The sequence below is a fragment of the Dyella sp. C11 genome (assembly GCF_003121485.1).
Lineage (GTDB): Bacteria > Pseudomonadota > Gammaproteobacteria > Xanthomonadales > Rhodanobacteraceae > Dyella.
On sequence record NZ_QAVX01000016.1, the window covers coordinates 29,564 to 41,827 of the forward strand.

The 12,264-nt window shown below is 62.9% G+C and carries 9 protein-coding genes; 4 read left to right on the plus strand and 5 right to left on the minus strand.

Annotated features, from left to right (window positions below; translation table 11 throughout):
* Positions 1-52: 52 nt before the first annotated feature.
* Positions 53-1,357, plus strand: coding sequence for a voltage-gated chloride channel family protein (locus DK366_RS14890; protein WP_109126347.1), 1,305 nt, complete (start codon positions 53-55; stop codon positions 1,355-1,357).
* Between the two features lie 15 nt (positions 1,358-1,372).
* Positions 1,373-1,735, plus strand: a complete 363-nt coding sequence (locus tag DK366_RS14895; RefSeq protein WP_109126348.1) for a DUF190 domain-containing protein — start codon at positions 1,373-1,375, stop codon at positions 1,733-1,735.
* A 45-nt stretch (positions 1,736-1,780) separates the two neighbouring features.
* Here DK366_RS14895 and DK366_RS14900 read toward each other — a convergent pair whose 3' ends face one another.
* Together DK366_RS14900 and DK366_RS14905 are read right to left on the minus strand one after the other, a co-directional pair.
* Positions 1,781-2,257, minus strand: a complete 477-nt coding sequence (locus DK366_RS14900) for a hypothetical protein (RefSeq protein ID WP_109126349.1) — start codon at positions 2,255-2,257, stop codon at positions 1,781-1,783.
* Positions 2,235-2,978 (minus strand): GNAT family protein, encoded by a 744-nt coding sequence (locus DK366_RS14905; protein ID WP_109126350.1) that lies wholly within the window; start codon positions 2,976-2,978, stop codon positions 2,235-2,237. Before DK366_RS14905 ends, DK366_RS14900 begins: the two co-directional genes overlap by 23 nt.
* Before the next feature lie 266 nt (positions 2,979-3,244).
* Between DK366_RS14905 and DK366_RS14910 the strand changes: the two genes are divergently transcribed.
* On the plus strand, positions 3,245-9,106 hold the full coding sequence (locus tag DK366_RS14910; RefSeq protein WP_109126351.1) for an autotransporter-associated beta strand repeat-containing protein: 5,862 nt from the start codon (positions 3,245-3,247) through the stop codon (positions 9,104-9,106).
* A 56-nt stretch (positions 9,107-9,162) separates the two neighbouring features.
* On the opposite strand, the gene DK366_RS14915 is transcribed toward DK366_RS14910, so the two are convergent.
* The 3 genes from DK366_RS14915 to DK366_RS14925 all read right to left on the minus strand — a co-directional run bounded on the left by DK366_RS14915 (position 9,163) and on the right by DK366_RS14925 (position 11,121).
* Positions 9,163-9,759 carry an NADPH-dependent F420 reductase gene (locus DK366_RS14915; protein ID WP_109126352.1) on the minus strand — a complete coding sequence of 199 codons (597 nt, stop codon included), beginning with the start codon at positions 9,757-9,759 and terminating at the stop codon, positions 9,163-9,165.
* A 70-nt stretch (positions 9,760-9,829) separates the two neighbouring features.
* Complete coding sequence (locus DK366_RS14920; protein WP_109126353.1) at positions 9,830-10,267, minus strand: DoxX family protein; 438 nt, start codon at positions 10,265-10,267, stop codon at positions 9,830-9,832.
* A gap of 98 nt (positions 10,268-10,365) precedes the next feature.
* Positions 10,366-11,121, minus strand: coding sequence for an SDR family oxidoreductase (locus tag DK366_RS14925; RefSeq protein WP_109126354.1), 756 nt, complete (start codon positions 11,119-11,121; stop codon positions 10,366-10,368).
* Between the two features lie 104 nt (positions 11,122-11,225).
* Between DK366_RS14925 and DK366_RS14930 the strand changes: the two genes are divergently transcribed.
* A complete protein-coding gene (locus DK366_RS14930; RefSeq protein WP_109126355.1) occupies positions 11,226-12,182 on the plus strand; it encodes a LysR family transcriptional regulator in 957 nt (318 codons plus the stop codon).
* The last annotated feature ends 82 nt before the right edge of the window (positions 12,183-12,264 follow it).

Below are 12,264 nucleotides of genomic sequence, written 5' to 3' on the forward strand. Positions count from 1 at the left end.
TTTATGCCTGCGTTTCCCGCCCGGGTTTGATCCTTTCATACCGGGATACCTAATGAAACGCGTTTCTTTACCCGAACAGGCGACCATGCTGCCGCTGCTCGGACGCTGGCTGATGCTTTCAGCCGTGGTTGGCGGATTGGTCGGCAGTGCCTCGGCACTTTTCCTCTGGACGCTCGACTGGGCGACCAACGTGCAGACCACGCACGAGGTCATGCTCGCCTTTCTTCCTGTAGCCGGCCTGGTGGTGGGTTGGGTGTATCACCGCATCGGCAAGGATGTCGAAGGCGGCAACAATCTTCTCATCGACGAAATTCACGATCCAAAGAAGATCGTGCCCAAGCGCATGGCCGTGCTGGTCTTCGCCGGCACCATCGTCACGCATCTGTTTGGTGGTTCCGCTGGTCGCGAGGGAACAGCCGTCCAGATGGGCGGTGCGTTGGCGGATCAGGTCACCCATCGCCTGAAGCTGGGCAAGGACGACCGGCGCATCCTGCTGATGGCCGGCATCAGTGCGGGCTTTGCATCGGTGTTCGGCACGCCACTGGCGGGCGCCATCTTCGGGCTGGAAGTGCTGGCGATTGGCCGGTTGCGTTACGACGCGCTGTTGCCGTGCGTGCTGTCGGGGATCATGGCGGATGAAGTCACCCGCCATTGGGGCATTCACCACACGGTGTACGCGATTCCGTTTGTGCCGCATCTCGACGTGGCCGGGCTTCTGTCCGTGGCCGTGGCGGGGATCTGTTTCGGCATCGTGGGCATGTTGTTCGCCAACACCACGCATGCCTTGTCGGCGGCTTTCAAGAAAACCATTGCGTATCCACCGCTGCGTCTTTTCGTGGGTGGCGCCATCGTGGCGGTTGCGGCCTATGTGCTGCATGCGCGCGCTTATCTGGGATTGGGCATCCCGACCATCCAGGCGGCCTTTGATCACCCGCTGCCGGCTTACGACTTCGCCGGCAAGTTTGCCTTTACCACCATGACGCTGGCCTCGGGCTTCAAGGGTGGTGAGGTCACGCCGCTGTTCTACATGGGCGCCACCCTGGGCAACGCGTTGGGCTACGTCTTGCCGCTGCCGTTTCCGGTATTGGCCGGCATGGGTTTCGTAGCGGTGTTTGCGGGCGCGGCGAACACGCCGTTGGCATCTACCGTGATGGCCATGGAACTGTTCGGGCCCGAGATGGGCGTGTATGCCGGTATGGCGTGCGTGATTGCGTACCTCTTTTCCGGACACACGGGCATCTATCGCGCTCAGCGCGTGGGACACGCCAAACACGTTGCGTGGCCGGAAGGCATCCGCCTTGCCGACCTGCCTGCCCAGCGACGCGCCGAGCGCGCTTCCGCTTCCGCCGCCGACTGATGCCGATACCTATCCATGAATGACACGACAAAGAAGCTCACCGCGCTGCGCTTGTACTTTCACCATGCCGCCACCGTCGAACCCAGCACGTTCTGGCATCGACTGAGCAAGCCGACGGTGGCCTCGCATCTTCTGAAGAATGCACATCGGGAAGGCATCGAGCAGGTGCTTGTGCATCAGGTGCACAGCGGCTATCTGGCGGGCGACAAACCTCAGCTGCGCCATGTCGAGCACGTGCATCCGCGCTTACCGCATTGCATCGAGCTGGTGGACATCGAGCACAAGCTGCGCGACTTCTGGGCGAATCACTGCGCTCACCTCGATAACGTGAGGGCGCTGTTCATGCCCTGCGAAGCGGCGGAGTCTGCATCGGGCTAGCGCTTTAGTGGCGGTGCGCAGCACATGCGCTGCACACCGCCTTCTTCAGGAGCCAGGCTGGGGCACGATGCGCCAGGTGGCCGCGAACATGGCGCATGTGTCTGCGTCTGTCATGCGGTCGGCAAACGTTTGAGCATCCGCGTAGTGCCTGGCATGCGCCGTGGCGTCGCGGTTGGCAAATGCAACATTCGCGGTTACCGCATGGGCGAATGCCATCTCCCAGGGAGCGCATTCGCCTGTCTCGAAATGCGGCCACGCCCGAGCCAGATAGCGCGCCGCGGATTCAGGCTGCCTGAGCAGCGCATGCACGTGGGCCAGAAGCAGTGCGGCATGCGCACGTTGCGCCGGCGTCCCTTCCATGCTCCAGAAGTACATGGCTGCATGGGAGGCATGCAGCATGTCTTCGTCCTCTTCAGGCGAACGCTGTGGCGACTCGGCAAGCGTCCATGCATGGTTGTTGGCCTGGGAGGCCAGTCGCCGTTGCCAGCGCGAGATGTCTTCAGGGGTGGGCTTGTCCGTCATGGGTGGATGCTCCCGCACTGCGCAGGGAAGAAAGGGACTGCACCTGCTGGCCCTGGTCATCGAAGTTGGATGGCGAAAGCCAATGCACAAAGGCTTTCCCGATCGCGGGCCATTCCGAATCGATGATGGAAAACCAGGCGGTGTCCCGGCTGCGTCCCTTGTACACCACCGCCTGGCGAAAGATGCCTTCGAAGCTGAAACCCAGGCGTTGCGCGGTTTTGCGCGACGGCGCATTCAGCGAATCGCACTTCCATTCGTAGCGACGGTACTTGAGCACATCAAAGACGTACCGCATCAGCAGGAACTGTGCCTCGGTAGACGCCGGCTTCTGTTTCATCAACGGCGAGAACATCACGTGACCGACTTCAATGACGCCGTGCGTGGGCTCGATGCGCATGAGTGACAGCGAGCCTACCGCCTTGCCCGTCACTGCATCGATGACGGCGTAGTGCTTCGGGTCCTGGCTCTGTTCCAACGTCGACATGTATTGCAGGAACAGTGCTTCGTTCTCGAACGGGCCAACGAACATGTACGTCCAGTCCCTGGGGTCGTCCGCCTGGGCGTAAGCGTCGTACAGGGAGGCTGCATGCCTGCTCGCGCTGAGCGGCTCAAGCCGGCAGAAGCGTCCCTCAAGCGTCACGTTGCCCGGGCGTTCGCGTGCCGACCAATGGGGAAGCGCCGGGCCAATCGGTTGCCCGTAGGTATTGGTTGGGCTGCTCATGCCGGTGATTTCCCTTGGTCAGTGATGCTGGGTGGTGGATGGGCAGCGTATCGGAACGGGCCGTCTTGAGCTTGAAACCGTGCACGCGATGTCCCCTGGCTTCATCGCGCAGTGCGGGCATCACGCCGCCGCAAGCGTATTTTCGAGCCCGCCGCTACCCTGATTTCGGGGATACCCAGCCCGTGAGGTGCCAAAGACAATCCATGGTCTGCGGACCATCACGTTTCGCTCGGTGACGGTCTCGTCTCGGAAACAGGGGAATCGCCATGAACATCCGCCATGTCACGCCGGGCGCGCGCCCGGCTTCGCGCGTTGCTGCTTTCTTGCCGGTGGCCAGGGCACCTTCGGGTCTGTCCCGAACGCTGCTGGCCAGTGCCTTGATGCTGGCGCTGTCGCCGGCGACGTGGGCGCAAACGTCAGGTGGGCAGGGTGGGCAAAATTACGCGCCGGGTGGCAACAGCGGCCAAGGTGGCGGCGCGATATCTTCAGGCATCCTGCAGCCGGGAGCCAACAGCAGCAATGGTGACGGCGGAAACGGGGGCAACGGCACGGTGCCTGGCGGTGCGGGCGGCAGTGTCAATTTGTATGTGACCAATTCCGACCTCGCAGTAGGGGGGACTCTCGTCGGTGATGACGGTAGCGTGGGTACCTCCACGGCTATCTACGGTCACGCGGGTGGCGGTGGCGGTGGCGGCGCGGGTGTCTACATATCCGGCACGGTCAATCTCATCAACCAGTCGACCATTGGTGGAGGCAACGGTGGTGATGGCGGTGTCGTCGACGAGGGAACGACGGGTGGTGGCGGCGGCGGTGGCAATGGGGTCAGCGCGTACGACGTGACCATTCAGAACTACGGCACGATCACGGGTGGCAATGGCGGCGCCGGCGGTTCGGGCACGTATTCGAGTGCCGGCAGCGGTGGCGGTGGCGGCAATGGCATTGCAGGGTCGAACCTGACCATTATCAACAGCGGCACCATCAGCGGCGGTGCGGGTGGTGCTGGTGGTGTCGATAACGGAAACAGTGCGGGTAACGGCGCAGCGGGAACCAACGGCGACGCGATCCTGTTCACAGGTGGTATCAATACGCTCACGATGGCCGGGGGCTCGTTACTCAACGGCGCAGTGGAAGCCTTGCAGGGTGCTCTCGTCAGCATCAGCGGCACGGGTAGCGGCACAATTTTCAACAAGCTCACGACGGTGGGTGCCGGTCAATTTCTTTTTGGACCGATCGGCGTGGGCGCCGTTAACGACAACGCCGCCACCACGCTTTATGGCAACGTCATCACGCAGGGTGGTGGGCAGATCTACGGCAGCAGTGCCTCGCTGACGTTGGGCAGCAACGTTACGTTGAGCGACACGAATGGCGGAGACATCATTTTCGACTCGCCGATAAACGGCGCACAGAATCTTGCCGTCAGCACAATGGGCAATGTGTCGTTTCAACAGAGCGCAGGAGCGACGACTGCGTTAACCGGTCTCGTCGTGCAAAGTGGGTCGGCTAGCTTCGCGGCTCCGCTGCAGGTGTCAGGGTCGTTGTCGATCAGCACAACGATCGGTAGCATTTCCCAAAGCGCTGCATGGAACGTCGGGGGCATGTTCAGCATCAATGCTGGCAGCAACGCCATTACCCTGACCAACGCGAACAACTCCTTCGCTTCCGGTATGTATCTTTACGGCAGCGACATCACGATCGCAGCCGCGAGTAACCTCTCGTTTGGCACAGTGGCCGCCTCGGGAACATTCGTGGCTAACGGCACGGGGAACATGAGCGTTGGCGAAGTGTCCGCCGCGAAAGCCGATCTTTCCACGAGCGGCTCCATTCTTGTTACGGGTGACCTGCTTACCAGCCAGGGCACCACGTTCAGCGCAACGTCGCTGCAGATCGGCAATGGCAGCACCTATGGTTCGATCACCGGCAATGTCGTCGACAACAGCACGCTGATCTGGAATCGCAGCAACGACGTCAGCTATGGCGACGTCATTTCCGGCTCGGGCCAGGTGCTGAAACAAGGCGCCGGTGTGTTGACGCTGGATGGCAACAGCAGCGCATTCGGTGGCACGACGGACGTGCAGGCAGGCACGTTGATCGTGGGCAGCGTGTCAAACAACGGCGCCGCGCTGGGTGGCAACGTCAGCGTGGAAAGCGGTGCCACGCTGGGTGGCAATGGCGCCATCGGCGGCAGCGTGTCGCTGGCAAGCGGCAGCACGCTGTCTGCCGGTGCCGCGTCGCAGATCGGTACGCTCACCGTGAACGGTGATCTCACCATCGATAGCGGCTCGACGCTGAACTTCGACTTCGGTGCGCCGGGACCGAACTTCAGTACGCCTGGTCAGAGCGACCACGTGGCCGTCAACGGCAACCTGTCGATTGGGCAGTCCACGCTCAACGTCAACAACCTCGGCAGCATGGGGCCCGGGTTGTACAACCTGTTCACCTGGGGCAACACGCTCAGCATCACCGGTGGTGGCTTTGCGCCGCCTGCGGGCATGTCGTTGCAGGTGCTGACCATCGACAAGCAGATCAACCTGATCGATACGCAAAACGTGACCCTCAACGAATGGGATGCCAACGGTCTGGCCGGCCCGGGCTCCATGGGTGGCGGCAGCGGCACGTGGAGCGTCACCTCCGGTACGTGGTCCGACACCACGGGGCAGTACATCGGACCCATGGCACCGCAGCCGGGCTTCGCCATCTTTGGCGGTGCGGCGGGCGTGGTGACGGTGGACGGAACCAACGGTGCGGTTTCGGCAACGGGCCTGCAGTTCGTGACCGATGGATATGTCCTCATCGGTGACTCGCTCGATCTGGTCGCGCAGAACAGTGTCGCTCCTGTCATACGCGTCAGCAGCGGTGCCACGGCCGTTATCGACAACTCGCTCGATGGCGTCGCCGGCTTCAACAAGACCGACGGCGGCACCCTGGAGCTCAATGGCGTAAATATATACACGGGCAACACCGTGCTGAGTGGCGGTGAGCTGTCCGTGTCGTCGGACCTCAATCTTGGAAGCGCCAGCAGCGCGCTGGATTTCGAAGGCGGCACGCTGCAGGTCACAGGGAATGTTTTTCACTCGACCAACCGCCAGATCATCTGGGGCAATGCCGGTGGTGGCTTCGATATTGCCGATGCCAGCAACGTGTTCACCGTATCGCAGAATTTGTCGGGTACGGGCGGCCTGTACAAAACCGGCGCAGGCACGTTGGTGTTGAGCGGCAACAACAGCTTTACCGGCGGAACCACCATTGCGCAGGGCACTTTGCAGGCGAACACGACAAGCCTTATGGGCGATGTCGTGGATAACGCCACGTTGTCGTTCGTGCAGGCGTCCGACGGTACGTTCAACGGCGCCATTTCCGGCAGCGGGCAACTGGTGAAGAGTGGCACCGGCACGTTGACCTTGGGCGGCGCCAATACGTACAGCGGCGGTACGCTCATTTCGCAGGGCGCGCTGCAAGGCACCACGAGCAGCTTGCAAGGCGGCGTGACCGACAACGGCGTGTTGATCTTCGACCAGTCGGTTGATGGCGCGTTTGCTGGCGCGATATCGGGCACGGGCCAGCTCGTTAAAAATGGCACGGGCAACGTGACGTTGGCGCAGGGCAACAGCTACACCGGTGGCACGCTGATCAACAGCGGCACGCTCACCGGGGACACTGGCAGCCTGCAAGGCAACATCATCAACAACGCAACGATGGTGTTCGCGCAGAATGCCGATGGTGTGTCTGCTGGCACCATCTCCGGCACGGGTCAGCTCATCAAGAATGGCACGGGCGTGCTGTCACTCACGGGTGGCAACACCTACAGCGGCGGTACCACCATCAACGCCGGCACGCTGCAGGGTGATACCACCAGCTTGCAGGGCGACATGCTGGACAACGCCACACTCACGTTCGCGCAATCATCGAACGGCACGTTTGCCGGTGCGGTGTCGGGCACAGGCCAGTTGATCAAGTCGGGCACAGGCACGCTGACGCTCAGCGGCGTCAACACCTATGGCGGAGGTACGCTCATCGCCGCTGGTGCGCTTCAAGGCACCACCAGCAGCGTGCAGGGCGCCGTCACGAACAACGCCGCGTTGATCTTCGATCAGGCGAGCGACGGCACTTTCGCCGGAGCAATATCCGGCACAGGTCAGCTTGTAAAGAATGGCGCGGGCAACGTGACGTTGGCGCAGGCCAACAGCTACACCGGCGGCACGCTGATCAACGGTGGGACGCTCACGGGCGATGTCGGCAGTCTGCAAGGCAACATCACCAACAACGCGACGGTGGTATTTGCACAGAACGTCGATGCCGCATTCAGCGGCGTCATTTCCGGGGCCGGCCAGCTCATCAAGAGCGGCAGCGGTGTGTTGTCGCTCACTGGCATCAACACGTACACCGGCGGCACCACCGTCAACGCCGGCACGTTGCAAGGTGACACGAGCAGCATCAACGGTGCCGTGGTCGACAACGCCACGCTGGTATTCGCACAGCAGTCGAATGGCATTTTCAATGGCACGCTTGGCGGCAGCGGGCAACTGGTAAAGAACGGCAGCGGAACGCTGGTGCTCGATGGGGCCAACAGTTTCAGCGGCAACACCGAGGTGGCTGCCGGCAAGCTGGTCGTGGGTGATGACACCCACGCCGGTGCCTCGCTGGCCGGTACCGTGTCGGTCGACGGTGGCGCCACGCTGGGCGGCATCGGCAGTATTGGCGGACTGGATCTCGCCGGCACGCTTACACCCGGCAATTCCATCGGCACGCTCAACGTGCTTGGCGACGCAACGTTCCGTCCGGGCTCTAGCTACCAGTTTGAAGTGGCACCCGACGGCAGCAGTGACCGTTTGGCTGCGACGGGTGCCGTGACCATCCAGGGTGGTTCGGCGCTGGCGCTGGCCAGCAATGGCAACTGGTCGCCCGTGACATCCATGCAGATCATCACGGCGGGTGGCGGCATCAGTGGCCAGTTCGACAGCATCCAGTCGAATCTCGCGTTCCTCACGCCCAGCCTCAGCTATGGCGCGAACGCGGTAACGCTGCAGATGGAACGCAACGACATTCAATTCGCCGATGTTGCGCAGACGAAGAACCAGCGTGCCGTGGCTTCTTCCATCGACGCCTTGGGCATGGCCAGTCCGATCTACAGCGCCGTGGTCAGCCTGGACGCCGCGACGGCTCGCGCGGGCTTCGACGCGATGTCGGGCGAACAGTTTGCGAGCACGCGTTCCGCCCTGATCGACGACAGCCACTACGTACGCGATGCCATCGATCGCCATCTGCTTGGCCTGTCCAACGACGGCACGCAGGCAACCAACGCACAGGGTGTCACCGCCTGGACCAGCGCGTGGGGTCATTGGGGCAGCAGCGACAGCGACGGCAATGCGGCGCGCATGAATGCCGATGGCAGCGGCCTGCTGGTGGGCGCGGATCTGGGCGTGGGCAGCGACGCGCGCCTGGGTGCGGTGGTCGGGCACAGCCAGTTGACGACACGCGTGGATGATCGCGGCTCCGATGCACACGTCCTGGGCACGAACCTTGGTTTGTACGGCGATGTGTCGTGGGGAGCGTTTGCCTTGCGCGGTGGCGTGGCCTACGCGTGGCAGCAGGTGAACAGCCACCGCAACCTGGCGTTCGGCAACCTGACCGATGCGTTGAGCGATCGCTACGACGCCCATGTGGCACAGGGCTTCGTCGAAGGTGGCTATCGATTCCAGGTGACACCAGGCCAGCAGGTCGAGCCGTTCCTCAATCTCGCGCACGTGCAGGTGCAGACCGATGCGAGTCGCGAGGCAAGTGGCATCGCAGCGTTGACCGTCGCGAGCCAGAGCGATGCGGTGAACATTGCCACGCTGGGCGTGCGCGACACTTGGTCGCTGGGACGTACCGGTGGTTTGAACGCGCACATCGGCATCGGCTGGCAGCAGGCCTGGGGCGACGTGACGCCGGTCAGCACCGTGCGCTTCACCAGCGGCAGCGACAGCTTCGACATTGCCGGCACACCGGTTGCCCGGCACGCGGGTGTGATCGACGGCGGCCTGTCATTCGCCGTCGCGCGCAATGCGTTCGTTGACGCGAGCTATATCGGACGCTTTGGCGACGGCGCCAAGGATCAGGGCGCTCGATTGTCTCTGAATGTGCTTTGGTGACGATGAGGGCGACTCGCATGCAGCGAGTCGCCGTACAACTGGAATACTTGTCGCGATCAGCCTTGCTTGATCAAGCTGTGCAGGGCGAGCGGGCCGCCGAATTGCTGCAGCAATCCACCCTCGGACAGGCGTCCCAGCGTGATGGCGCTGAAGCCGAGCGTAGCGACCAGCGACGCCACTGTTTCGTTGGCGTCGGCATGGTTGCCGGAGACGAACAGCGTGCGATGGCCGTTGCCTACGCGCGGCTCGTCGGCGAGCACCGCTGCCGGCAACGTATTGAACGCCTTGACCACGTTGGCGCCCCTGAAGTGCGCGGCGATCACTTCACTGGATGGCTTGCCGCCCAGGTCCATCGGCTTGAAGGCGGGAAATTCGATGGCGTTGGTGGCATCCACCACGATCTTTCCATCCCAGCGATCGCGCAGCCTGGCGACATCGCCCACCGCGTTGAAGGGAACGGCGAGGATGATGATGTCCGCGTTCAGCGCATCGGTCATTTCCTTGGCCGTGACGGTGGGTGCGAGCGACTGGATGGTTTCCGGCAAGGAAGCGGGACCACGACGGTTGGCGATGACGACCGGAACCTTGCTGCGTGCGAATTGCTGGGCGAGCGCACCGCCAATGGCGCCCGATCCGATGATGGCGTAATTCATGACATGTCTCCTGATCAATGGATGGCCAGGCGGGTGGCGCTGACGGCGCTCACCCGGCCTGGATCGACGGTTACGAACGACGGCCATCCAGACTCAGGCGCCCGCCACCGAAAGCCACCACGTGCAGCAAACCACCGGCCAACGCGACGTTCTTGAAAAAGTGGATGAACTGGTTCTGGTCGGCGAGATGGCTGTGGAAGAACGCCGCGGTCGCCAGCGAGAAGAAGAACAGCACACCCGCGACGATGCGCGTGCGATAGCCGAGCAGCAACAGGATGCCGCCGACAATTTCCGTGAATGCGGCAAGCACGAACGCCACGGATGGCAACGGCAAGCCGACGGACTGGATATAGCCAATGGTCATGGCTGGCGCGGCGATCTTCGAGAAGCCGGCCAGCAGAAAGAGCGAGCTGATCAGCAGGCGGCCGAACGCCGGCACGACAGTAGTAAGTGCGTTGGGAAGCGGCGAGGGAATAACGGTGGTTTGTGAAGCGACTTGGCTGTTCATGGGAGTTTCCTGGGTAAGGGGAGGGCCTTTGAAAACGCTGCGCGGGTCGAACGAGGGAGCTGCCGGCGCGCATCGGCGCCGGCAACTCGTGCGTTGCGTCAGATCTGGGCCTGGCCGCCGTCGACAAAGATCTCGGTGCCGGCGATGAAGGCCGAGTCGGACGAGGCGAGGAACACCGCGGCGCCGGCGACGTCATCGGGATCACCCACGCGACCCAGCGGCACGGTGCTGGCCATGTAGTCGAGCAGGTTCTGCTGTTCGGCAGCGCCGGGGCCGGCCAGTTCAACCAGGCCAGGCGTCTTGATCGGGCCCGGGCTGATCACGTTGACGCGGATGCCGCGCGCCTTCAGGTCGAGCGTCCAGCTGCGTGCCAGGTTGCGTACGGCGGCCTTCGATGCACTGTAGACACTGAAGGCGGGCGTGCCCTTGATGCTGACGTTGGAGCCGGTAAGGATCACCGAGGCGCCATCCACCAGCAGCGGCAGCGCCTTCTGCACGGTGAAGATCACACCCTTCACGTTGCGGCCGAAGGTGTCGTCGTACTGCTCTTCGGTGATGGCGCCCAGCGGCAGCATGGAGCCGCCACCGGCATTGACGAACAGCACGTCGATGCGGCCCGCCTCGTTCTTCACGCGCTCATAGAGGCGGTTGAGGTCGTTGAGGTTGGACGAGTCGGCCTGGATGCCGATGGTGTTGGGGCCGATGGCCGACACGGCGGCGTCGAGTTCCGCCTGGCGACGACCGGTGACGAAGACCTGCGCGCCTTCCTGTGCAAAGCGCTTGGCCGTGGCCAGGCCGATGCCGGTGGTGCCGCCGGTGACTACTGCGATTTTGCCTTCGAGCTTGCGAGCCATGATCGTGTCTCCTGTGGAGTGGTTGGTTGCCTGGGACAAAATCTAAGGCGTCGTGCTACTTTTCGAAATAGAAATGACTGCAAACCATCGTTGCAAAATTGTCTATGTCAAAGCTCCCCGATTTCGAAGGTCTGGCGATGTTCGGCAAGGTGGCGGAGGAGGGCTCTTTTGCCGGCGCCGCCACGGCCATGGGCGTGTCCGTCGCCACCGTGTCGCGCGCCGTCACGCGTCTTGAAGAACGGCTGGGTGGACGCCTGTTCAACCGCACGTCCCGGCGACTGGCGTTGACCGACTATGGCCGCTCGCTTGCCGAGCGGGCCGCGAAGATCTACAGCGAGGCGGAAGAAGCCGAAGACTTCGCGCGTGAAACCTCCAGCCGGCCGCGTGGGCTGGTCAAACTCGCCGTGCCGCTTTCGTTCGGTGCGCGCTGGGTGGCGCCGTTGTTGCCGGAGTTCTTCCGCACCTATCCCGACATCGCCATCGATCTGCATGCCACCGATACGCAGGCGGACCTGATCGGCGAAGGCTTCGACGCCGCGCTGCGCATCGCCGCCATGGAAGACTCATCGCTGGTCGCGCGATTGATCGCGCCCATGCGCCGGTTTCTGGTGGCATCGCCGGGTTATCTGTCGCGCTACGGCCGGCCGCAACATCCGAACGATCTCGGCCCGCATCCGTGCCTGAGCTACGTCAATCGGAACAAGCGCGACGTGTGGCGCTTCACGCATAGAAAAACCGGTGAGGAATGCCTGATCACGCCCACCGGACCACTACGCGTGACGAGTGTCGAAGCGCTGCTGCCCATGGTGCTCGCGGGCGCGGCCATTACCGAACTGCCCGAATTTGCCGCTACGCCGTACTTTCGCGAGAAGCAGCTGGAGCCCTTGCTCACCGATTGGCGCATGACCGAAGGCGGTTTGTACTTCGTCACGCCCACGGCACGTGCTCGACCGGCCAAGGTCAGCGCGGTCGCCGATTTCTTTGTGTCCAAACTCGCTACTGCCGAGTGGCGTGCGGAGATGGCGCCGGAGGGAAAGCCATCCAGGCCACGCAAGAAGTGAACGCAAAGGTGTCCACGGTCGTGTCGTGCATCGAGGTTGCCGATGCACGACCTGGATCCAAGGAGCTACCCGTTCCGCACCT

Coding starts and splice junctions, on each gene's coding strand:
- DK366_RS14895 (WP_109126348.1), top strand. CDS start 1,373: ATGAATGACACGACAAAGAAGCTCACCGCGCTGCGCTTGTACTTTCAC.
- DK366_RS14890 (WP_109126347.1), top strand. CDS start 53: ATGAAACGCGTTTCTTTACCCGAACAGGCGACCATGCTGCCGCTGCTC.
- DK366_RS14930 (WP_109126355.1), top strand. CDS start 11,226: ATGTCAAAGCTCCCCGATTTCGAAGGTCTGGCGATGTTCGGCAAGGTG.
- DK366_RS14910 (WP_109126351.1), top strand. CDS start 3,245: ATGAACATCCGCCATGTCACGCCGGGCGCGCGCCCGGCTTCGCGCGTT.
- DK366_RS14925 (WP_109126354.1), bottom strand. CDS start 11,121: ATGGCTCGCAAGCTCGAAGGCAAAATCGCAGTAGTCACCGGCGGCACC.
- DK366_RS14920 (WP_109126353.1), bottom strand. CDS start 10,267: ATGAACAGCCAAGTCGCTTCACAAACCACCGTTATTCCCTCGCCGCTT.
- DK366_RS14900 (WP_109126349.1), bottom strand. CDS start 2,257: ATGACGGACAAGCCCACCCCTGAAGACATCTCGCGCTGGCAACGGCGA.
- DK366_RS14905 (WP_109126350.1), bottom strand. CDS start 2,978: ATGAGCAGCCCAACCAATACCTACGGGCAACCGATTGGCCCGGCGCTT.
- DK366_RS14915 (WP_109126352.1), bottom strand. CDS start 9,759: ATGAATTACGCCATCATCGGATCGGGCGCCATTGGCGGTGCGCTCGCC.